Here is a 22,168-nt window from a genome sequence, read left to right on the forward strand (position 1 = left end):
AATGGAAAGTTCAATTGATTTTGCGGGCCAGCGGGGGCCGTGTATTTTTGTCGATTGATCGGTGGAAACAGAGTGATTTAATCTAGACACTTTTACGGTTTTGTATAAATTGAGCGGTTTGCACGGGTGCGCGGTTGGCGACTGGCTGGCTGGCAGTAAAGAATAACGAGAATTGCAGTGGTGTAGGCAATGAGTGGATTGCGCGAAATCAACCTGACCTCCGTCAGTCTGGTAAAAGACGAGCTGGTTGCGAGTATCGAAGGAGCGACCGGCCACCTGGACCAGTACGCGGCGGATCAGGGCGATAAATTGGCTCTGGAGAAATGTATTCAGGGGCTGCGCCAGGTATCTGGCGTATTGCAGATGGTGCAACTGAGTGCAGCGGAGCTGCTTGCCCAGGAAATGCTGACGGCAATGGGTGACCTGCTGCAGGATCGCCAGCAGTCACCGCAGGAACTGCTCGAGAGTCTCGGTATCGCATTCTATGTGATGACCCGCTATCTGGATTTTATCCAGAGTCGGGCTACACCGCGTCCGGAATTACTGGTTCCTTATATCAATAGCCTGCGGCTGGCTCGCGCACAGGCGCCGGTACCGGAAAGTCACTTCCTGCGTTGTCGTCTCGACGCTACCGTGCCGGGCGCTGTCTCGTCCGCGGTACTGTCGGAAGACCTCAAAACTTTCGTCCGTCGTTTCCGCCATATGTATCAGGTGGGGTTGCTGGCCCTGCTGAAAGGAAAGCCTCGCGGGCCCGCCTACACCATGATGGCACGAGCCCTGCAGCGGATCGCCAGCGTGTGCGCGGGGCGTCCCAATGGCAAGCTCTGGTCGGTTGCCGGTGCGGCGATTGCGGCCATGGCCAGCCGTGAGATGCTGGTTAACCGGCAGCGGGTTATGGTATTCAGTATGCTCGACCGTCGGTTGCGGAATATCTGTCGGGACGGGGATGCGGCGCTGGACCAACCTGCGCCCCCAGTGCTGATAAAAGAATGTCTCTACTGGCTGGCTCTGGCAGGGCCATCGGGGCAGGGTGAGAAGCTACTGCAGGTTTTCAGTGTGCGCCCGCTGGCCTATCGCGAGCCGGAGCTGGAGCGAGATCGTGCGAGCCTCGGTGGTCCGGGTGCCACAGCGATTGCTGCTGTCGCCAGTGCGCTGGAGGAGGAGCTTTCCGGTGTGCGGCGCCTTCTCGACGACGCGGAAATGGTCGGCATGACTGGCCTCGACGACGAGGGCGGGCTGGTCGAGACCCTGCGCCGAATTTCCAACACACTTATTCTGCTTAACTTTCGCCGCATAGGTGAAAATCTCGGTGGCTCACTTACCGCCTATCAGAATTGCGCCCAGGTGGGTGGGCGGGCGGCAGACAACGCCCTGCAACAGTTAACAAACCAGATTCTTACCGTCGACAGTGCAATCCGGGCCATGCGCCAGCGCTCTACCATCGAGCTGGATGAGAGTGGTCAGGCTGACATTGCGCTGGAGCGCAGTCAGCTTGAAGAAGCCGAGCTCGCCGTGCTCAAAGAAGCAGAAGCCGGGCTCTCGCTTATCAAGCGCGCGCTGGCCTCCTATGCCGAATCCGGGTTCGATCACGGTCATATCCGCAATGTGTCCACCACGCTGAATAGTGTGCGTGGAGGTCTGGTGGTATTGAGCCTGGGGCGCGCGGCGGCGGTGGTCGAGCGACTGACACACTTTGTAGATGCAGTGATTGATCAGAAAACCGTCGCTCCGGGGGTGGAGCAGTCACTCGAGATTTTTGCAGATGCCATCATCAGCCTGGAGTACTATCTCGGTGAGGTGAAGCTCCACCGACAGGTGGATATGCAGTCCCTGGACCTGGCCGTAGAAAGCCTGGAGGCGCTCGGGTACCCGATAGAGGTTGCCTGAAGCGGGCTCCCTGGTACAGTCTTGGCGATATGATTCAAGTGCAGAATCCACTGAATGTCTGATTTCAGCCCCGCGGCGAGTGTATTGCCCCACCCGGAATTTCACTGGCACATCGTGGTATCCCACGGAGAAGTGCTATGCAGTGCGCAGGGTCCACTTTACCGAACCCTGCCTGTGCGTGAAGCGTCCGGTGACACCGCTCAGTTCAGTACGCACTACTTGGGAGAATGGGCAGGTAAGCCCTGTGCCGTTCATTATTTGCCGATCCGGGTTGAGCTACCCGGCTGCGAGTGGCGCGGGTTACGTACATTTCTGGGGACCGTCAGTGAGCCCCTGTTTTTCCTGATTGGTCGCGCCATGCAGGTTGCCAATTGGGATCTTGATCACCGGTTCTGCGGCCGCTGTGGTCGACCAACGGAATATCACCCGAAGGATCGTGCCAGGACCTGTGTTTCCTGCGACTTTGCCGTGTATCCGCGTATTTCCCCCTGTGTCATCATGCTGTTGGTGCGGGGCGACGAGTGTCTGCTGGCACGCCATACCCATCACCGTCACGCACTGCATACCGCACTGGCTGGATTTATTGAGCCCGGTGAAAATGCCGAGCAGGCCGTCGCCAGGGAGGCGCAAGAGGAAGTGGGCCTTGAGGTGGGGTTGGGTGCAGATCAGCTGCGTTATGTCGGTACTCAGTCCTGGCCATTTCCAGGTCAGTTGATGATCGGCTATCTCGCTGAAGTCACTGGGGGGACCCTGCGTCCGGACCAGGACGAAATTATGGAAGCGCGCTGGTTTACCAGGTCGGAAATTCCGCAGGAGATTCCGCCCGCGGAAACACTTTCAGGACGGTTGATCAGGACGTTTATCGGGACTTGCTGATGCGTTTAGTATGCGCGTACGCAAGCCGGACTAGAGGCTAAAACAATGTATATCGCTATTACCTTTGCTATTGCCTTTCTCGCACTGCTACTGGTGTTCTGGGGCGGGAAGGTATTGCTCCGCGGCAGCTGGCTGATGGGCTTTTTGCGCGGCTCGGTGGGCCTGTTGTTGTTGGTCGGCGCTCTGCTGATCGTACTGGTTGCGCTGGATGTCTATAGTTATCGCAATCTTGGCGATGAGCACAGTGTGGGTACCGTCTCGTTTGAACGTTTGGGCAAGCAGCATTACATGGTCAAATTTGCTGATGAGGACGGAATCTCCCAGGAGTTCGAACTCTACGGCGATCAGTGGCAGCTGGATGCGCGGATGCTGAAGTGGAAAGGTGCGCTCGCTCGCTGGGGAATAGAACCTGCGTACCGTCTCGATCGTCTCAGCGGTCGTTACTTGACGCTTCAGGATGAGCGCAATAAAGAGCGCTCGGTATACGCTTTGGAACAGAGTACTCACGGCGTTGACCTGTGGGATTTCCTGCGTGAAATGGACAATCGTGTGCCCATGGTGGATGCGGTGTACGGCAGTGCTACCTTTTTACCAATGCAGGACGGTGCCGTGTACGAAGTGCGAATCAGTCATACCGGGCTGCTGGCGCGCCCTCTGAATCAACAGGCACAGTCTGCGCTCAACGAGTGGCAGTAATTCAATTGTTGAGCCGGGTTTTAAAAAGGCCGCATCCGGCGAGGCTGCGGAAAGAAAAAAGAGAGGATTGAGTGGAATTTCTCAGCGAATACGGATTATTTCTGGCCAAAGTAGTAACCATTGTGGTGGCGCTGCTGCTGGTAATCGGGTTCATAGTGGCCAATCGCGCACAGATGAAAGACCGGCAGCCCGGCCATATTGCCGTGACCCATCTGAATGATCGCTATGAGGATATGAAAGAGACGCTGCTGGAAGCGGTGATGGACGATGCGGATTACGCCGAGCGTAGAAAGCAGCAGGAAAAGGACAAAAAGGCGGAAGCCAAGGCCCAGGCGAAGCAGCGAAAGGCAGAGCTGAAAGCGCAAGCCAAGGCGCGCAAGGCTCAGGGAAAAGTTGCATCCGAGGAGGAGTCCCGTGAAGTCGCTGTGCCGGAACAGGCTGAAGCCGACGCGGAAACCGGGGCTGCGCCTGTCGAAGGTGAAGTGCAGGCCGCAGGTGACGGACCGGAGCTGGGTGCTGAAGCCAGCAAACGCAAGCGCTTGTTTGTGGTGCATTTCGATGGCGATATCAAGGCGAGTGCGCTGTCCAATTTGCGCGAGGAAATTACCGCGATACTGCAGATTGCCGGCAAAGACGATGAAGTAGTTGTGTGTCTGGAAAGCCCCGGCGGCATGGTGGCCAATTACGGGTTGGCTGCCAGTCAATTGGCGCGTGTACGCAGTGCCGGCGTCAAGCTGACCATTGTGGTCGACAAGGTGGCAGCCAGCGGGGGCTACATGATGGCGTGCGTGGCAGATCGCATTCTCGCCGCACCTTTTGCCATGCTGGGCTCTATCGGTGTTGTGGCGCAGCTGCCCAATTTCCATCGCCTGCTGCAGCGCAATGACGTGGACTTCGAATTGTTTACCGCGGGTGAATACAAGCGCACGGTAACCATGTTTGGAGAGAACACGCCGGAAGGCAAAGAAAAATTCCAGAGTGATCTCGAGGAAATTCACACCCTGTTCCAGCACTTTGTGCAGGAGTATCGTCCGCAGCTGGAAATTGCCAAGGTGGCGACCGGCGAAGTCTGGTTCGGGCAGCGCGCGCTGGATCTGGCGCTGGTTGATGAGTTGAAGACCTCTGACGAGTATCTCACTTCACGAGCGGCGAACGCCGACCTGTATCAGGTGGAATATAAAGAGCGGCAAAATATTGCCCGTAAAATGGGTATCGCTGCTCAGCTCGGAATTGAAGGCGCATTTTCACGCCTGTTTACCCGGCTTGAAGCCTGGCGTCATCAGGCCCAGTAGTTTTCCTGGACCTGGCAATTTCAGTTGGAAGGGAAGTAGCGGGAATGGCTGCTGAACAACAAAATAATTCGGATCAACTTTACCGCGCCATGCTGGTGGAAGAAGTGGCGGCCGGGAAATACGATCAGAGTATCGTGCAGCGGCCCATGAGTGATCTGCCGCAGAATCCGGTGTGTATCGCCGTGTCGCACTCATCGCTGAATTACAAGGACGCGTTGTCGGCCTTCGGCAATCGCGCAGTCACCCGTGAGTATCCCCATACTCCGGGTATCGATGCGGCCGGTACCGTGATCCGCGACGACAGCGGTAAGTTTCACCCGGGGGCCCGGGTGCTGGTAACCGGATATGACCTGGGTATGAACACGGCGGGTGGGTTTGCCGAGCGAATATCGGTGCCGTCCCAGTGGGTGGCACCACTGCCGGAGGGTCTCACTCTGCGGGAGTCGATGATTCTCGGTACCGCCGGGCTTACCGCGGCTCTGTGCGTTGAAAAACTGTTGGAGGCGGGCGCAAAACCGGAAGACGGCGAGGTGCTGGTCACCGGTGCCACCGGTGGCGTGGGCTCCATCGCCGTTGCGCTTCTTGCCAAGCTGGGGTTCCGTGTGGCGGCAGTGACCGGCAAGCTGGAGTCCGCCGAGTTTCTCACATCCCTGGGCGCCTGGAAGGTGCTGGACCGCGAAACGCTGGCACCGTTTGCCAATAAGGCTATTGCCAAGCCACTGTGGGCCTGGGCGGTGGACACCGTAGGCGGCGAGACACTATTCAACGTGATCAAGTGCCTCAAATACAGTGGCGGTGTCGCGGCCTGTGGTATGGCGTCCGGTGCCCAGTTTCAGGCCAATGTGTTCCCGTTTATTCTTCGTGGTATCAGTCTGCTCGGTGTAGACAGCGTTGAGCTGCCATTACAGAAGAAGGCCGATGTGTGGCAAAAGTTGGCCGGGCCCTGGTATATAGGCGAGCAGCTCGAGCGAATCGCCGAAGATATTTCCCTGGATCAGGCGCCGGAGTTCCTGGCTCGCTTGCACCGCGGTCACGGAATCGGGCGCTATGTTGTCGATATGACCAGGTGACGCTATTTCGGTCAGTTATGTGAATCTGCACGCACAATTCTACTTTGCGGCCTCGCGCAAGCGGCCGCTGGCCGTCGCCCCTGCTATCCTCAGCTGCTATGCTGAATAGCCACAATAAATTTAATCTGGGATAAATTGTCTAGAAAATAGACGGTTGCGAAATAAAGTTCCTAATTCCTGATGATCTGGTAGCAAACTTTGTCGGTCGATAATCCGGTACCCCCCATTACTCACGATTCTGGCGCCCTGGTTCTGTCCGGTGGTGGTGCCCGCGCGGCTTATCAGGTTGGCGTATTGAAAGCGCTGGCGGAGCTGACGCCGAACAGCGAACCGCACCCGTTCAAGATCATCTGCGGTACTTCGGCGGGGGCAGTCAACGCGCTGCTGCTCGCATCCCATCCGGGCACATTCAAAGAGGCTGTCGCGCGCTTGTGTGACCTCTGGATGGGGCTGACTGTGGATCGTATTTACCACAGTAACTGGAGCAGCCTGCTGGGCAATATGCTCACCATCACCCGCTCCCTGTTCAATCAGGGGGTCGCGCGGCACAAGCCCCTGGCACTATTGGACAACCGCCCGCTGCGCGAGCTGGTGACCGAAGTGGTTCCTTTCGGCAATATTCAGCGCAATATCGATGAGGGCCGTCTGCGCGCGGTCAGCGTAAACGCCATGTCGTATAACGAGGGGGAGTCGGTCAGCTTTTTTCAGGGCAGCGAGGAACTGCAGGAGTGGCGCCGGTTCCGCCGTTGCGGAGAGCGCACCCACCTCACCGTCGATCACCTGATGGCCTCTGCGGCGATCCCCACACTGTTTCCGTCGGTAAAAATAGGCGATGCCTATTTTGGGGATGGCGCGGTGCGTCAACTGGCGCCGATCAGCCCGGCACTGCATCTGGGCGCCAGCCGGGTGTTTGTGGTGGGCGTGTCGGACAACCGTTCGCCGGTACACTGGGGTAAGCATCGCAAGGCACCACGACATTCCCCGTCGATTGCACAAATTGGCGGCCAGTTGTTCAATGCGGCGTTTATTGACAGTCTTGAGGGGGATCTTGAGCACCTCGACAGGGTCAATTTACTGTTGAACTCGGTGGATGAAAAAGTCCTGCCGGAACTCGCGCCCCTGCGCGCTGTGGAGTCGGCAGTGATTGAACCGAGCCAGAGTCTGGATCGCATTGCCGGGCGCAAAGTGCGTTATTTACCGCCCACGCTGCGGTGGCTGTTTCGCTCCACTGGTGCAACAACGTCCGGTGGGGGCGCGTCGGCTGCGAGCTATCTGTTATTTGAAAAACCCTATCTCGGCGAGCTGCTGGAACTGGGTTATCAGGATGCGATGTGGGAGCGGGAAACTCTGAAGCAGTTTCTGCGACCGCGCACCCAACTGGTGGAAAGCCAGCAAAAAAGTCTGTTTGGATTACGGGTCAAGCCCGCAACGGAAGCCTCTAATGATAACTCTTCGACCTGACATCTCTTTGTTAACCCGAGCCAGCCAAATCGGCCTGTTCCGGTTTGGTGCGGTGGCGTCGCTGATATCGCTGCTGGTCGCCTGTAGCGGGCAAGGGACGCAGCAGGGGCAGGGTAGCCCGGCATTGCGCGCGCAGAATCAGAGTGAGTACCAGATGCTGCTGGAGGAAGCGCGCCAGTTGAGTTTTACCCTCGACTTCGACCGTCTGCGCAAAGCCTATGTGGAGTCTTCGGACTACAACCCATACGGCGGTGTGAAACTGAAAGGATTGCCGGAAGCCTACAGCTCGGTGGAGCAGGCAGATTTTAATAATTGCCTGCGCAATGTCGATAAAGTGCTTGCCCATAACTATATGAGTCTCGAGGCACACATGATTGGTGTGGTGTGCAGCGGGCAGGCGGGGGAGTTTGAGCGCGAGGACCAGCACCGCTACATGGTGGAAGGGTTGATGACTTCCATCGAAAACAGTGGTGATGGTAAAAGCCAGGAAAGTGCCTTCCTGACCATCAGCACATCGGAATTGCGGGGCTTTGTGCGTCTCAAAGGGCTGCAGGTTCTGGATCAGTCCATTGTGTACGACAAGCAGGGTATCTACGACAAAATGCAGGTGCGCGACCCGGAGTCCGGCGAGGAGTATCCGCTGTTCTTCAATGTCAGCCAGCAGTTTGCCCACTCCACCGAAACGGAATAGAACAGCGAGCTGTCGCGCGGTGATGTCCCGAAGGGTCAGCACAAGTGCTGCGACAGCTTGTCCCAGTCAAAGCGCCGGGTCTGGCGATCGCTGAACAGAATCTCGACCCGCGCATCCTCCCATTTGATGACTCGTCCGTAACCCAGTTTTTGGTGTTGTATCCCGTCTCCCACCAAAGGTTTTTTTAATACCGCGCGCGGTGCATTGATATCCGGGTTGTAATCGCATGCAGCCAGGTAGCGCAGTGCCAGTCGCGTGACCGGTACCTGGGTGTCGATATTTCCCGGCCGCTCACTCAGAGAGTTTCCCAGTATATTGCTGAGTGGCAGGTGCATTTCATCCAGAAACAGCGACGGCTTTTGCTCCGCTTCCGCGAGACTGTCAGAGGCTTTCTTGTCCGCAGCGGTCGGCAGCGGTGGTGTGAGCAGAAACAGCTGCTTACGCGCGCGGGTCATGGCGACATACATCAAGCGGCGCTCGCTTTCCGTGGAGGCGGGAGTGGAGAAATCCCGCTGAGGCTGGTACGGCATATTGTGGGTGGTAAGCCCGGGAATGATGACCTGATCCCACTCCAGTCCCTTGGCCTGGTGCATGGTGGTAAATTGGATACGCCCGCGTGTTTCCTTCGTTCTTTCAGTGTTGCCGGAATGCCCGCTATCGTCTGACGCATCCTGGGTGTTGTCGTTCTGGTGTCGTTCCTGCAGCTGTTGCAGGTGGGCCAAGGCTTCCTGCGGTGGCAGGCGCAACTGATCGAGGTACTGGGTGAAGGCCAGAATGGTCTGCTGTTTTTCTTCTGCCTGCTGCCGGTTAAATGCGTCTTCGGCAATACCGCTCAGGAAGTCCAGCTCGCCCAGCTGCCGGCGCACCAGCTCCCCGGCTGTGCCGCGCCACTGTTCTACCTGTATCAGCAGTTCCGCCCGTTGCCGCAATCGCTTGCTCTGGGGTTGGCTCAGGGACTCCGGAATCCGTGTCAGCAGTGTTTTACCCCAGCCCTTTTCCTGCCGGGCAAGTCCTTCACAGAGTGGTTCCAGCACTGTGCGTGCGATACGCACATGGGGAGCCGTAAGCCATTCGTACAGGCCCTTTGCGCGGCGCGCAACCGGCAGGTCGCGAAACCGGCCTGCGGCGATATTCAGGCTCCAGAACAGTGGGCGCAATTCCCGGCGTGAGAGAACCGTGGTGCGACTGCCGGAGCGGTAGGGAATATTGTTGGCCAGCAGTGCCAGTTCCAGTGGTGCGGCGAGGGACCAGAGCCTGACCAGTACGGCGATATTGCCCAGGTCGATGCTTTCCCTGTGGCAGCGGCGGATGTGTTCCACCAGCCATTTCCCCTCATTGGCCGTGCTGACCTGCTGGATTGATGTCGCCGCTTCGGGGTTGCCAGAGACGCAGAAAATATCCGCGCGCTCGCGGTTGTTTTGGATAAAGTGGTTGGCGGCGAGCGACAGCGTGTGCCCGTAGCGGAAGGTGCGGCTCAGGCGGTACACATTGGACGGTGGGAAATCCCCGTCGAACAGGCGCAGCAGAAACTCCGGCCGCGAACCGCGCCACTCGTAAATGGTCTGGTCCGGGTCGCCAATGGCAATCACATTGCCGGATTTGCCGTACAGTACCCGCAGCAGGAAGTGCTGAACCTCATTGATGTCCTGGTATTCGTCGACCAGCAGTTCCTGGTAAAAACTGCCGTAGGCTTCGGCCATTTCCGGGTTGAGTTTGAGTTGCATGGCCGGGTCGTAGAGCAGGTCGGCGTAGGTGACGGCCTGCTGCTCGCGGCGCCAGTCCTCAAACTGACGAAACACCTTGAGAAAGTACCGGTATTCGTCGCCGAGCTTGAGTCGGTCAAAAGCGCTGAGATCGCCGTCCAGAGTGGTTTTGGTGAAATCGATAAAAAATTCCGCCGCTTCAGTCTCAGACTGTTTACGCGCACGGATATCTTCCAGCTCCGCCGGTGGCGCGCAGGCTTCGATGGCTTTCCATATCTGCAGTTGCACCAGGGACTGGGGCAGGGGGGACAGGTTTGCCTGGGGAAGCTGGCCCCGGGCCATCATGCGCTGGTACAGGCGGTAACCGAGGCTGTGAAAGGTGTTTACCGCGGGGCCGTTTGGTCCACAGAGTGCCTGCAGGCGGCGACTGAAATCTTCACGGGCGTTGCGGTTGTACATCACCACCAGAATCCGCCGCGGGTCCGCGCCCGCGTTCAGCCGGTTCTGGATATAGTGCAGTAGTGCCGTGGTTTTGCCGGAACCGGCCACGGCAATTATTTTTGCGTGACCGCCCGGGTGGTTGGCAATGGCCTGTTGCTCTTCCGTGAGCTGTGCTGGGTCGCCTGACATGAATTCGTGTACCGCCAAAAAAGAGTACTGGATATATTGCCAGTATAGGGGTGGCGGGTACAAGTTTTTATGCCGGGTCCTCTGGTATCGGCTCGCCCTCGTCACCGTGTCGCAGGGCCAGTTCCGCAATATACGAGGAGAGGAAAATACGGCCGGTCAGTTTTTCCAACAGTTTGGACCGGCTCAACCGGTCGAGCACCGGCCCTTTTACCTCGGAAAGGTGCAGGCGGATGTTACGGTTTCTCAGATCCTTGTTGATCTGGTGCAGGCGCTCCAGTGCTGTGCCGTCGATACGGCTGACCGATGACAGAATCAGCACCAGCTCGCGGGTTGCCGGATGACGTTTCAGTTCGCTCAACAGGCGGTCTTCCACGGCGCTGATATTACTGAAAAACAGACTCTCATCGATGCGCAGAAACAGAATGTCTTTCTGGGTTTCCACATCGTGGCGCAGCACATTGCGGAAATGTTCGGTGCCGGGTACGCGGCCTACCACCGCAATATGTGGGCGGCTGCTTCGCCAGATCAGGGTGGCAAACGAGAGGCCGATACCCAGGGCGATGCCCACTTCCACCCCGAATAACAGTACCCCGATAAAGGTACACAGCATGGCGATGCCATCGGTGCGGTCGTAGCGCCAGTTATGGATAAAGCCGCGAAAGTCGAACAGGCTGGCCGCCGCCACGATAATGATTGCCGCAAGCACCGTGAGCGGCAGTTCACTGAACAGTCCGGTCAGGTACAGCAGCACCGGGATCATGACCAGTGCAGCCAGTACACCTGCCAGGGGTGAGACGGACCCGGCCTCGGCATTGACCGCGGTGCGCGAAAAACTGCCTGCTACCGGCAGGCCACCAGACAGTCCACTGGTGATATTGGCAGCGCCGAGGCCGAGTAATTCCCCATCCGCATTGAGGCGCTCCCCCCGCCGCGCGGCCAGTGCCTGGGCGATGGAGAGGCTTTCCACGAAGGTGAGCAGGGCAATGATCAGAGCCGGTAGCAGCAGCTGAAAGACCAGGCGCCCGTTCCAGTCGGGGACCACAATCTGCGGCAGCCCCGCGGGGATGTCGCCGACGATCTCCAGTTCTTCGCCGAGTTTCAGCCAGTGCACAAGGCCGATGGCGCAGAGCACCAACAGCATCGGCATCAGTCGCGCGCCCAGTCGCGCCAGTTGCTTTGGTGCGCCGAGCCGATACAGCAGCATGGGTAACCAGATGCGGCTGGCGATGAGGATTGCGGCGGTGGCAACACCAAACACCATGGTGGGCAGGTGGGCATCCGGCAGGTGCTCCACCACATGCAGTAACTTGACCGACGCGGTTTCGCCTTCTGCCTTGACCCCAAGGAGTGCGGGAAGCTGGCCCACGATAATCAGTGCCGCGGCTCCGGACACGAAACCGTTGATCACCGGGTGGCTCAGCAGGTTGGACAGCGCGCCCAGCTTGAACAGCCCCATGGCAAACAGGAATACACCACTGAGCAGGGTGAGCACGATGGCGGCGCCGATATACTCGGGGCTGCCGATGGCGGCAATAGGAGTGAGTGCGGAAACCGTCATCAGAGACAGAACAGCCGCGGGGCCCACCGACATGGCGCTGCTGCTGCCGAAGACGGCGTAAGCAATCAGTGGGACCAGACTGGCATAGAGTCCCACGTGTGGTGGCAACCCCGCCAACAGCGCATAGGCGAGCCCCTGAGGTACCAGCAACATGCCGGACACCAGTGCCGCGGTAAGGTCAGAAAGGAGCCACTGGCGGCGGTAATTTCGCAGCCAGAAGGGTATCAGTCGGTTTGCCCGCATCTGTTTTGCAGTCTTGCTCCGAAGGGCGCATGAATTCCATCAGCATAGCCCCTGCCATCTGGAAGAGGCCAGTGCCATTTACGCTCAGTGAGTGCGCTGCTCCAGAATACGAAAGACGAACATCCCGGCCAGCATGGCGAGCACAAATACCGCCGCACCCGGCTGCAGAGCGCCGGTAGCGACAATGCCTGGCCCCGGGCAGAAACCGGCAAGTCCCCAGCCAATTCCGAAAACCAGGCTGCCGAGAACCAGGCGTCTGTCGAGGGAGCGTTTGGCGGGCAGATGTATTTCCCCTCCGAGCAGTGCGCGCTCGCGCTTTCTGGCCAGTGTAAACGCGGGCAGGCCGACCGCAATGGCGCCCCCCATTACCAGCGCCAGGGAAGGGTCCCAGGCACCGAACAGGTCGAGAAACCCGAGCACCTTTTCCGGGTTGGCCATACCTGAAAGCAACAGGCCGACACTGAAGATCAGCCCGGAAGCAAATGCGGAAACCGTTACTTTATTCATGGCGTCAGGCTCCCAGTAGGTGGCGCGCGATAAAAACGGTGGCGAAGCCGCCGCACATAAACGTCAAGGTGGCAGCCAGCGACCTGGGCGACAGTCGCGACAATCCGCAAACACCGTGGCCGCTGGTACATCCGGCTGCATAGCGGGTACCGAGCCCCACCAGCAGGCCGGCCGCAACCAGCACCGGGTAGCTGGCATTGATTTCAATGGGGGGCAGCACATGAAACAGTGCCCAGACCCCGGGGCCCGCGAGAAGGCCGAGGATAAAGGCGAGCTGCCAGCCGTGATTGCTTCGTTCTTCAGGCCCGGGCTCGCGGTTTATCAGTCCGCCGAGAATCCCGGAAATTCCTGCGATACGGCCGTTTGCGAGGATCAACCAGGCGCTGGCCAGCCCGATCAGCACCCCGCCGGCGAGAGCGGATATGGGGGTAAATGCATTCCAGTCGATGTTCATGGTGGTGAGTTACTCCGCGCAGTACAGTTGATACAAAGTTTGTAACAGGGTCAGTACCTTCGGGTCAGCCACCCGGTAGTACACCCGCTTGCCTTGCTTGCGTGTGGCGACCAGACCCTCCCGACGCAATACGCCCAGCTGCTGTGACAGGCTCGGCTGGCGGATATCCAGTCGTTCCTCCAGTTCTCCAACGCTCAGTTCCTCTTCACACAGCTGGCAGAGCAGGAGGAGACGATCCTGATTGCCCAGCGAGCGCAGGAGTTGCGAGGCTTCCCCTGCGGCGGCACGCATTCTGTCGAGCTGTAGGTCACTTGGGTCCGGCATTCTGGTGTTCCACTTGGTGATTCGGGCTGGGGTGAGGCTAAGGGCACGCCGTATGAGGCGCCGGGCAGCCACGGCAAACTGTTAAGGAAAAAATAATATATTGAAAAGTATATTGTTGGAATATATATTTCTCTTGGTTATTGATATATTCCTAGATCATCTATGAGGCGCTGACATGGTTACCGCAGATCTCCGTCCACTCGTGCAACCGTTTCTCGATGATGACACCGAGACCTGGAGCTATGTGGTCTATGACCGGGCCGGTGGCAGTGCCGCAGTTATCGATGCTGTTCTTGACTTTGACCAGGCATCCGGGCGTACCAGCACCGACGGCGCCCGGAGAATGGTTGAGTTCGTGCGCGATAAGAATCTGACCGTGGAATGGGTACTGGAGACCCATGCCCACGCCGATCACCTGTCTGCGGCGCCATTCATTCGCGAGCAGCTGGGGGGCAAGATCGCCATCGGCGACCATATTCGCCAGGTGCAGGGCATCTTTCGTGAGGTGTTCAACCTGGAAAAAGAGTTTCTGGTCGATGGCTCCCAGTTCGACTACCTGTTCCATGATGGCGACACCTTTAAAATTGGCGACCTGGAGGGGCGGGTTATTTACGTGCCCGGTCACACGCCGGCGGATATGGCCTGGCTGATAGGCGATGCGCTGTTTGTGGGCGACACCCTGTTCCTGCCGGACGTGGGCAGTGCGCGCTGTGACTTCCCCGGGGGGGATGCCCGCGCCCTGTATCGGTCTGTGCGGAAGCTGCTGTCTTTACCGGAAGAGACCCGCATGTTCATGTGCCACGACTATCCGCCCAACGGTTCCCGTGAGCACGAATGCGAGACCACGGTAGGTACCCAGAAGCGCAAAAATATTCATCTGCACGACGGTGTGCGTGAGGATGAATTTGTGAAGATGCGGCGTGAGCGCGACGCCACTCTGGGGATGCCACGACTGATTTTGCCGTCCATCCAGGTCAATATTCGCGCGGGCCAGATGCCGCCGGCGGAAGACAATGGCACCGTGTATCTGAAAGTGCCGGTCAACAAACTTTAACCACCATTGAAAGGTGCAGTGCCCTTTTTGCTGTCGCCTTGCGGGCGCCTTTTGAGCCAGTGGAGGAAACAACTATGGAACGCAAAATACTGGATTCCCAGGTCAGTATTTCCGCGGAGCCTGCGCTCGAGGCTTTTGCCGAGCTGAGCGAGCAGGGCGTGGAAGTGATTGTGTGTAACCGTCCGGAACACGAGGCCGAAGATAGCGTCGGTTTTAACGAACTGGAAAACGCCGCAACGGCTGCGGGCATGACATTAGTAGCCATCCCGTTCTCCCGCGGACAGATGCAGCCAGCCCACAGCGAAGAATTCGCCAGGCTGTTGAGCAGTGGCAAGAAGGTACACGCCTTCTGCCGCACAGGTAACCGCTCCTGCAACCTGTGGGCAGCGGCGCGCTGCCTGAATGGTGCCGACAGGAAAGCACTACATCAGGCTGCCACTAATGCCGGGTTTGATATCACTGGTGTGCTGGTGACCTACTGATTCGGGTCAGCACTTTGTCTGAGGAATTCGTCGGGTGAAAGGGGTATTCGGTCGTGGCGTGGGGCGGTTCTTGAGCCAGTTTATACCTGCTGCGCTGTGGTTGCCCGAGTATTCACGGGGGGCGTTGCAAAGGGATCTCTCGGCTGCATTGATCGTCACCGTCATGTTGATTCCGCAATCCCTTGCCTATGCGCTGCTGGCGGGTTTACCGGCGGAAGTGGGGCTCTACGCGAGTATCGCGCCACTGGTTGCCTATGCGCTGATTGGTAGCAGTCGCACCCTGTCGGTAGGGCCCGTTGCCGTCGCTTCGCTGATGAGTGCGGCGGCCCTCGGTCAGGTAGCGGCACAGAACACTTCTGACTATCTGCTGGCGGCGATGGTCTTGGCATTATTGTCCGGTTTGTTTCTGTTTTTTCTGGGCGTATTGCGCCTCGGGTTCCTCGCCAATTTCCTGTCCCACCCGGTGATCTCCGGGTTTATTACCGCATCGGGAATTCTGATCGCCTTCAGTCAGTTAAAACACCTGCTGGGTGTCCCTGCGCAGGGTGACAATTTGCCCGAGCTGATGATGTCGATGTATTCCGGTCTGGGAAGCGTCAATGTGTACTCGCTCGTTTTGGGCGCGTCGGTTGTAGGTTTCCTGATCTGGTCGCGCGGTGCTGCGGTGCGATTTCTGCAGCAGCTGTCAGTGTCGAAAAATACCGCCGTATTGCTGGTGAAGGCGGCGCCGGTCGTTGGTGTGGTGGCCACCATTCTTCTGGCCAGTGGTTTCGATCTGGAGGGAAAGGGGGTTGATCTTGTCGGAGAAATTCCCCGTGGCCTTCCACAGTTTGTGTGGCCGATTTTATCCCTGGAGCTGGTACAACAACTCTTTCTACCGGCGGTGATGATTTCCATTATTGGCTATGTGGAATCGGTATCCGTCGGCAAAACCCTCGGTGCCAAGCGCCGCCAGAAGATTGATATGAACCAGGAGCTGATCGGGCTGGGTGCGGCAAATATGGCTGCGGGATTTTCCGGAGGCTTTCCGGTTACTGGCGGTTTCTCGCGCTCGGTGGTCAACTTTGATGCGGGTGCGGAAACCCAGATGGCGAGTGTGTTTACCGCCTCCGGTATCGCCCTGGCGGCCATGTTTCTTACACCGTTTCTCTTTTATCTGCCCAAGGCGACTCTGGCGGCGACCATTATTGTTGCGGTGCTGTCTCTGGTGGACTTCTCCATTCTGAAAAAGACCTGGCAGTACTCACCCAGCGATTTTCTCGCAGTGCTGGTCACCATCGTGGTTACTCTCCTGTTCGGCGTGGAGGTGGGGGTGTCCTGTGGGGTGCTGGCATCGGTTGTACTGTTCCTGTACCGCACTTCCAGGCCGCATATCGCGGAAGTGGGGCTGGTAGAAGGCACAGAACATTTCCGCAATATCCAGCGTCACCCGGTGCGGACCCTGCCGCAGATATTGAGTATCCGGGTGGACGAAAGCCTGATGTTTGCCAACGCGGCATTTCTGGAGGAGCGAGTGTACGGCGATATTGCCGCGACACCGGAGGTCCGGCATGTGATTCTGATGTGCAGCGCGATCAATGAAATAGACTGGAGTGCACTGGAAACCCTCGAATCCATCAATGCGCAACTGAAGGCTTCGGGAATTTGCTTTCACCTGTCCGAGGTCAAGGGGCCGGTGATGGATGCCCTGTCGAAGAGCGGCTTTCTAGACGCGTTGTCGGGCAAGATATTTTTCACCCAGTACCAGGCATTTACCACGCTGCGTGACCACTTCGATGGTTGCCCACAGTAACGGGCTGCTCGCTATGGGGAAAACAGGTAGGAAAACAGCCGCTCTTTCTCTTTTTCCGTGAGCGACTCCACCCGCAGGATATTGTTGTGGGGAATGGATTCCGGGTCCGGATAATTTTTTAGCCCGCGCTCCAGGCTCGCTTCGCGCAGAATATGCAAAATAGGGTAGGGGGCGCGATTGGTGAGGTTTTCCGCATCGTCCGGTTGCGTATCTGCAAACTGGTAGTGGGGGTGGAAGCTGGCGATCTGATACACACCCTCGTAGCCCTGTCGCTTCAACAGCCACTCGGAATCGTCGAGGAAAAAGTTGTAATCGTGAAAGTCCTGCAGCTGGGTGGGCAGGATCAGCAGGGTGGTTTCCACCTCTTCTTCCGTGCAGCGGTCCAGTACCTGAAATTCCTGCAGTAACTCCTCCAGCAAAATTTCCGTGCACTTTTCCCCGGCGGCGTCGCTCACCACGTAACGGATCTGCCCGGCGCGCAGCGGCTTGCGGGCAAAGGGGCACAGGTTCAGCCCCACCACGACCTCATTCAGCCACTGCTCGACCTGGGCGATAACCGGATCGCTGTTTGTCATCTCACTGAGCGTCCGCTTACCACATCAGATCATCGGGGATTTCATAGCCCGCATAGGGATCGTCTTCATCTGGCGTTGCGCTGCTGTTTTCCGGTGGCTGCACCACCATAGCGGGATTGCGCTCGGCAATCTTTTCGGCCACGACCTTGGGCACCAGCTCGAACTGTTCGCCCTCACCGACGATCAGTAGCCGGCCCGCTATCAGGTGGTCCTGTACTGCGGCGGAGACATAGATTTTTTTGACCTTCTTGTCGAAGGTGAAGTGGTAGGCAATATCGTCTTTGCCATTGGCGCCCCTGGACTGCTTGTTGCGCTCGATCAGCTGTTTGACCTGAGCCTGAATGGCCTTTTCCTGGGCGGCCGCCTCACGCTGGGCATTCAGTTCCCGGTCTTTGGCCACTTTGGCTGCACGGGCCTGTTCCGCTGCCAGTTTGGCCTCGTCCACCTGAACCTCGCCAGATTTCTTGGCCACTTTGTTCTGTTTGCGCTTTTCTTTGCTGATTTGCTTGGCTTTCTTGCCGTTTACCAGACCTGCCTTGAGCAGTTGATCCTGGAGTGATGCCATGGGGGTCTACCTGATGGGAACGTTCAGGCGGGAATTCTAGCGGATTTTGATTGGGGATCGCAGTAGGGAAAATGCTATTGCGATGGTGGGTAATGTGATTATGTGGGCTTGAAGGTGGCTCTGCCGGTACAGGCTTGCAAGACCTTCCGCGAGAGGGGCCGAAGGCGCCGCGAATACATGGAGCGGCCGGGCCACCTCGCGGAAGAGCCCCCATGGATGGGTTCACGGCGAGTCTTGCAAGCCTGTACCGGCAGAGTCACCGCCACAAAACTTAATTTATGGCGATGAACTTACTATTTCTGCTCAAACACCAGACTGGTAGTCACCGGCACCATCGGGCTGATGCTATCCAGGCCAGCCACTTCGCGCAGCTTCTCGATACCTTCGAGCAGCTTGTAATCACCGGCATTGAGCAGAATGGGCGCCTTGGTGGTCACCAGCAGGCTGCCGCCTTCCAGGCCGGTGACATGAAGCTTGGCCTTGTGGGTTTTGGACTCGCCGTGGATCGCGACAGTAACACCCGCGTCCACCGACATGGTCTGACCGGGCTTCAGGGCCTTCAGTTTCGCGGCATCCACACTGGTGGAAACTGTCGCCTCGGCGAATTTCGCCGTCTCGAACAGCATCTTCTGCATCCGCTCATTGCGGATCGGGATATTGGTTTCCACACTGGCCAGGTCGATGGTCACCTTGGCATCGCCGCTATCGGAAATACTGCCATTCAGGCTCTTGAAAAAGTGGGTCTCAGCAATGGTGGACTTCTTGACGGAAACAAAGTTTACGCTGGAGTCGTCACCGGCCAGCTGCCAGTCAGCGAAAGCGGATACAGGCAGGGCAAGTAGGGATGCCAGGGCAATGGACTTCAAAGTCATGGTGATTCTCCTGTTTCAGACTCGGTAGTGAGACCGGGATTTGATCCATATGCAGACTGTGTCGACCAGAATCGACCAATCGGTTTCAGGTGAGAAACATTATCAGTCACTGTGGTTACTGGCCAGTGAAAGTCTGCGAATGGTAGTAAAAAATGGGAAGAAAAAAAGCCGGCTGATGCCGGCTGAAGGTTGAGGATGGTTCCCAGTATGGATGGGCGGGGTGCCCATCGGGGAGAGGCGGGGTACCGCTGGGAGGCCAGTACCCCGGGTTGAAACAGGAAAGTCAACACTACCTTCGGTGATCAGCTTGCCAGTGACAGAGATTCCGCCTGTTCCCCCGCACTGTCATCGGTGACGGATGTCCGGATCAGGTGGTCAAAAGCTCCCAGCGCTGCGGTGGCGCCCGCACCCATGGAGATCACAATCTGCTTGTAGGGCACCGTGGTGGCATCGCCCGCGGCAAATACGCCAGGAATGGAAGTGGCACCGCGGCTGTCGATCTCGATCTCACCGACTCGGTTCATTTCCAGCCCGCTGTGCTTCAGGAACTCGGTGTTCGGTACGAGGCCGATCTGCACGAATACGCCCGCCAGTTCCAGCTTCCTGCTCTCGCCGCTGACGCGGTCGGTGTACTGCAGGCCGTTGACCTTGCTGCCATCGCCGAGTACCTCGGTGGTCTGGGCGTTGGTGATGATGTCCACGTTGGGCATGGAGCGCGCCTTGCGCACCAGCACCTCGTCCGCTCGCAGGGTATCGGCGAATTCCAGCACGGTGACGTGTTTGACGATACCCGCGAGATCGATGGCCGCCTCGATACCGGAATTGCCACCGCCGATCACCGCCACGTGCTTGCCCTTGAAGAAGGGACCGTCACAGTGTGGGCAGTAAGCCACGCCGCGGGTTTTATATTCCGCTTCCCCGGGGACCCCCAGTTCGCGCCAGCGGGCACCAGTGGCAAGCACAACGGATTTGCTCGCCAGCGTGGCGCCGCTCTCCATTTGCAGCTCGATCAGCTTGTCGCGCTTGAGCTCGGCAGCACGTTGCCCGGTGATGATGTCCACACCGTACTCTTTTACGTGTTGCTCGAGGCTGGCGGCCAGCTTCGGACCTTCGGTGTAGGGCACGGAAATAAAGTTTTCGATACCCACGGTATCCATCACCTGGCCGCCGAAACGCTCGGCCACGAGGCCAGTGCGGATGCCTTTGCGGGCCGCGTAAATCGCTGCCGCGGCACCGGCCGGGCCACCGCCCAGTACCAGCACGTCGTAGGGCGCGCGCTCGTTCAGCTCTTCCGCCTTGCGCGCTTCGGCACCGGTATCAATTTTGGCCACGATTTCTTCGAGCCCCATGCGGCCCTGGCCGAAGTGCTCGCCGTTCAGGTAGACCGCGGGTACCGCCATGATCTGGCGCTCGTCCACTTCTTCCTGGAACAGGGCACCGTCGATCATCTCGTGGGTGATGTTCGGGTTCAGGTTTGCCATCAGGTTCAGCGCCTGGACCACGTCCGGGCAATTCTGGCAAGACAGTGAGATATAGGTTTCGAAGTGGAATTCACCCCGGATATTGCGGATCTGCTCCAGCAGTTCCGGATCCGCTTTGGACGGGTGGCCGCCGGCTTGCAGCAGGGCGAGCACCAGGGAGGTGAATTCGTGTCCCATGGGGATGCCGGCGAAACTGACGCGCGGGGTTTCTCCGGCGGGCGCGATGGCCATGCTCGGGGTGCGCTTGCGGCTCTCCTGTTTCAGCTCAATCTTGCTGGAGAGGCCGGCGATTTCACTGGCGAGGGTGTTCAGTTCAACAGCCTTGGGGCTGCTGTCGGCGGACACACTGATCTGGATCGGAGTGACGATATTCTGCAGATAGGTGTCCAATTGTTTCTTTACGTTTGCGTCCAACATCGGTGTGTCCTGAAATTCTTTAGTGGTTCTTTATTAAGTCCAGTAGCGGCACTGCTGCCGGGTACAACCTTGTGAGACACGCCGTGAACCCATCCATGGGGGCTCTTCTGCGAGGTCCCTCTCGCAGAAGGTCTCACAAGGTTGTACCCGGCATCAGCACCTTCCCGGCAACTCTGTACTTCGAATTTGCCGGGAAGATGGAGGGCCTTAAATTTTGCCTACCAGATCCAGAGAAGGCGCGAGGGTTTCTTCACCTTCTTTCCACTTGGCCGGGCAAACTTCACCCGGGTGGGCGGCAACGTACTGGGCGGCTTTGATCTTGCGCAGCAGGTCCTGGGCGTCGCGGCCGATACCGCCGGCGTTGATCTCAACGATCTGGATCTTGCCTTCCGGGTCGATCACGAAAGTGCCGCGATCCGCGATGCCTTCTTCCTCGATCATCACACCGAAGTTGCGGGTGATGGTGCCGGTGGGGTCGCCGATCATCGGGAATTGGATCTTGCCGATGGTGTCGGAAGTGTCGTGCCACGCCTTGTGGGTGAAGTGGGTATCGGTGGAGACGGAGTAGATCTCAACGCCCAGCTTCTGGAATTCGGCGTAGTTGTCCGCCAGGTCGCCCAGCTCGGTGGGGCATACGAAGGTGAAGTCCGCCGGGTAGAAGAAGACCACAGACCACTTGCCTTTCAGGTCCGCGTCAGACACATCGAAGAAGTCACCAGACTGGTATGCCTTGGCGTTGAAGGGTTTGATTTCGCTGTTGATGTAGTTAGCCATGGTATTTCCTTATCTCCTGAGAGAATGTTTGCCCGTTGTTTCAGGTATCTATTTCGGGCGTGGGTTATCGGGTACGGGGGAAATACTATTGGCTTGCTGTTCTTGATAAAAATTATTGATTTTAATGGGTGTAATTGCTCTGCGCTATCTGAGTATTGGTTTTGATAGCTATAGCGTCAAAAGAAGTAATAGGGGATCAACGCCAGGGCACTGCCGGTGAGTGCAAACGCCAGCAACTCCAGGGCACCGTCGCGGGCCACCAGTGCCAGCCCAAACGCGATCAGTGCAAGACCCGCCAGGGAGGCGGAGAAGGGGATGATTTCCATCAGTGGCAGCAGCAGGGCGATGACACTGCAGATACCGGCGGTAGCGAGGCTGCCGGCGCGGTACACCATGATCCCCAGGCGCGGGCGCAGCCAGCGGTCGAGGTGTGCAGCGGGCTTTTCGATCCAGCTCAGCCCGTGCATCAGCGGGGATTTTGGAATGGTGCGGCTGAGCAGCCACTGTGGCAGCCACAGGTGATGGCGCAGCATCAGCATCTGCGTACTGATCAGTAACAGCAGGATGCTCATTAGCGTGGGCATACCGGGAATTCCCGATAGTGGAGAAAAGAGAATCAGCCCGGCGAGCAGAATTACCGGCGCAAAGGAGCGTTCGCCCATGGCGTCGAGCACCTTGTCCAGGGTGATGTGGTCACTGGACTCGGCCATGGCTTCCAACTGCTGGATCAGCTGGCTGAGGTTCTGAATTCGCTCTGACATGAT

The 22,168-nt window shown here is 58.1% G+C and carries 21 protein-coding genes; 10 read left to right on the plus strand and 11 right to left on the minus strand.

All coding sequences use genetic code 11. The features are described from left to right. Positions 1-189 precede the first annotated feature (189 nt). From ACYX4K_RS04605 to ACYX4K_RS04635, 7 genes are all read left to right on the plus strand, one after another. Positions 190-1,887 (plus strand): FimL-related protein, encoded by a 1,698-nt coding sequence (locus ACYX4K_RS04605; protein WP_475093287.1) that lies wholly within the window; start codon positions 190-192, stop codon positions 1,885-1,887. Between the two features lie 54 nt (positions 1,888-1,941). After that, positions 1,942-2,763: an NAD(+) diphosphatase gene (nudC, locus tag ACYX4K_RS04610; RefSeq protein ID WP_475093286.1), complete on the plus strand. Its 822-nt coding sequence runs from the start codon at positions 1,942-1,944 to the stop codon at positions 2,761-2,763. A 45-nt stretch (positions 2,764-2,808) separates the two neighbouring features. Continuing rightward, positions 2,809-3,459, plus strand: a complete 651-nt coding sequence (locus ACYX4K_RS04615) for a cation/multidrug efflux pump (RefSeq protein ID WP_475093285.1) — start codon at positions 2,809-2,811, stop codon at positions 3,457-3,459. A 71-nt stretch (positions 3,460-3,530) separates the two neighbouring features. Continuing rightward, complete coding sequence (gene sohB, locus ACYX4K_RS04620; protein ID WP_475093284.1) at positions 3,531-4,751, plus strand: protease SohB; 1,221 nt, start codon at positions 3,531-3,533, stop codon at positions 4,749-4,751. A 44-nt stretch (positions 4,752-4,795) separates the two neighbouring features. After that, a complete protein-coding gene (locus ACYX4K_RS04625) occupies positions 4,796-5,821 on the plus strand; it encodes a YhdH/YhfP family quinone oxidoreductase (RefSeq protein ID WP_475093283.1) in 1,026 nt (341 codons plus the stop codon). A 198-nt stretch (positions 5,822-6,019) separates the two neighbouring features. Continuing rightward, the gene (locus ACYX4K_RS04630; protein ID WP_475093282.1) at positions 6,020-7,282 is read left to right on the plus strand and encodes a patatin-like phospholipase family protein; all 1,263 of its coding nucleotides are present in this window, start codon (positions 6,020-6,022) and stop codon (positions 7,280-7,282) included. Continuing rightward, positions 7,263-7,973 carry a DUF4919 domain-containing protein gene (locus tag ACYX4K_RS04635; RefSeq protein ID WP_475093281.1) on the plus strand — a complete coding sequence of 237 codons (711 nt, stop codon included), beginning with the start codon at positions 7,263-7,265 and terminating at the stop codon, positions 7,971-7,973. Before ACYX4K_RS04630 ends, ACYX4K_RS04635 begins: the two co-directional genes overlap by 20 nt. Before the next feature lie 35 nt (positions 7,974-8,008). On the opposite strand, the gene ACYX4K_RS04640 is transcribed toward ACYX4K_RS04635, so the two are convergent. The 5 genes from ACYX4K_RS04640 to ACYX4K_RS04660 all read right to left on the minus strand — a co-directional run bounded on the left by ACYX4K_RS04640 (position 8,009) and on the right by ACYX4K_RS04660 (position 13,392). Next, a complete protein-coding gene (locus ACYX4K_RS04640; RefSeq protein ID WP_475093280.1) occupies positions 8,009-10,306 on the minus strand; it encodes an ATP-dependent helicase in 2,298 nt (765 codons plus the stop codon). A gap of 67 nt (positions 10,307-10,373) precedes the next feature. Beyond that, complete coding sequence (locus ACYX4K_RS04645) at positions 10,374-12,107, minus strand: SulP family inorganic anion transporter (RefSeq protein ID WP_475093279.1); 1,734 nt, start codon at positions 12,105-12,107, stop codon at positions 10,374-10,376. A gap of 84 nt (positions 12,108-12,191) precedes the next feature. Beyond that, on the minus strand, positions 12,192-12,614 hold the full coding sequence (locus tag ACYX4K_RS04650; protein WP_475093278.1) for a DUF6691 family protein: 423 nt from the start codon (positions 12,612-12,614) through the stop codon (positions 12,192-12,194). Between the two features lie 4 nt (positions 12,615-12,618). Beyond that, complete coding sequence (locus ACYX4K_RS04655; RefSeq protein WP_475093277.1) at positions 12,619-13,068, minus strand: YeeE/YedE family protein; 450 nt, start codon at positions 13,066-13,068, stop codon at positions 12,619-12,621. Positions 13,069-13,077: 9 nt separating this feature from the next. Next, positions 13,078-13,392, minus strand: a complete 315-nt coding sequence (locus ACYX4K_RS04660; RefSeq protein ID WP_475093276.1) for an ArsR/SmtB family transcription factor — start codon at positions 13,390-13,392, stop codon at positions 13,078-13,080. 175 nt (positions 13,393-13,567) lie between these two features. On the opposite strand from ACYX4K_RS04660, the gene ACYX4K_RS04665 reads away from it, so the two are divergent. The 3 genes from ACYX4K_RS04665 to ACYX4K_RS04675 all read left to right on the plus strand — a co-directional run bounded on the left by ACYX4K_RS04665 (position 13,568) and on the right by ACYX4K_RS04675 (position 16,720). Then, positions 13,568-14,446, plus strand: a complete 879-nt coding sequence (locus ACYX4K_RS04665; RefSeq protein ID WP_475093275.1) for an MBL fold metallo-hydrolase — start codon at positions 13,568-13,570, stop codon at positions 14,444-14,446. 74 nt (positions 14,447-14,520) lie between these two features. Further along, complete coding sequence (locus tag ACYX4K_RS04670) at positions 14,521-14,928, plus strand: protein tyrosine phosphatase family protein (protein WP_475093274.1); 408 nt, start codon at positions 14,521-14,523, stop codon at positions 14,926-14,928. 70 nt (positions 14,929-14,998) lie between these two features. Then, complete coding sequence (locus tag ACYX4K_RS04675; protein WP_475093273.1) at positions 14,999-16,720, plus strand: SulP family inorganic anion transporter; 1,722 nt, start codon at positions 14,999-15,001, stop codon at positions 16,718-16,720. 11 nt (positions 16,721-16,731) lie between these two features. On the opposite strand, the gene ACYX4K_RS04680 is transcribed toward ACYX4K_RS04675, so the two are convergent. The 6 genes from ACYX4K_RS04680 to ACYX4K_RS04705 all read right to left on the minus strand — a co-directional run bounded on the left by ACYX4K_RS04680 (position 16,732) and on the right by ACYX4K_RS04705 (position 22,165). Further along, positions 16,732-17,295, minus strand: coding sequence for a DUF1415 domain-containing protein (locus ACYX4K_RS04680; protein ID WP_475093272.1), 564 nt, complete (start codon positions 17,293-17,295; stop codon positions 16,732-16,734). Positions 17,296-17,311: 16 nt separating this feature from the next. After that, positions 17,312-17,860 (minus strand): DUF2058 domain-containing protein, encoded by a 549-nt coding sequence (locus ACYX4K_RS04685; protein ID WP_475093271.1) that lies wholly within the window; start codon positions 17,858-17,860, stop codon positions 17,312-17,314. A 293-nt stretch (positions 17,861-18,153) separates the two neighbouring features. After that, positions 18,154-18,732, minus strand: a complete 579-nt coding sequence (locus tag ACYX4K_RS04690) for a YceI family protein (RefSeq protein ID WP_475093270.1) — start codon at positions 18,730-18,732, stop codon at positions 18,154-18,156. A gap of 302 nt (positions 18,733-19,034) precedes the next feature. Next, a complete protein-coding gene (gene ahpF, locus ACYX4K_RS04695) occupies positions 19,035-20,630 on the minus strand; it encodes an alkyl hydroperoxide reductase subunit F (RefSeq protein WP_475093269.1) in 1,596 nt (531 codons plus the stop codon). A 207-nt stretch (positions 20,631-20,837) separates the two neighbouring features. Continuing rightward, positions 20,838-21,404, minus strand: coding sequence for an alkyl hydroperoxide reductase subunit C (ahpC, locus tag ACYX4K_RS04700; protein WP_078083780.1), 567 nt, complete (start codon positions 21,402-21,404; stop codon positions 20,838-20,840). Positions 21,405-21,580: 176 nt separating this feature from the next. Further along, positions 21,581-22,165, minus strand: a complete 585-nt coding sequence (locus tag ACYX4K_RS04705) for an exopolysaccharide biosynthesis protein (protein ID WP_475093268.1) — start codon at positions 22,163-22,165, stop codon at positions 21,581-21,583. Positions 22,166-22,168: the final 3 nt, after the last annotated feature.

This window comes from Microbulbifer sp. ABF4_107, assembly GCF_056312215.1.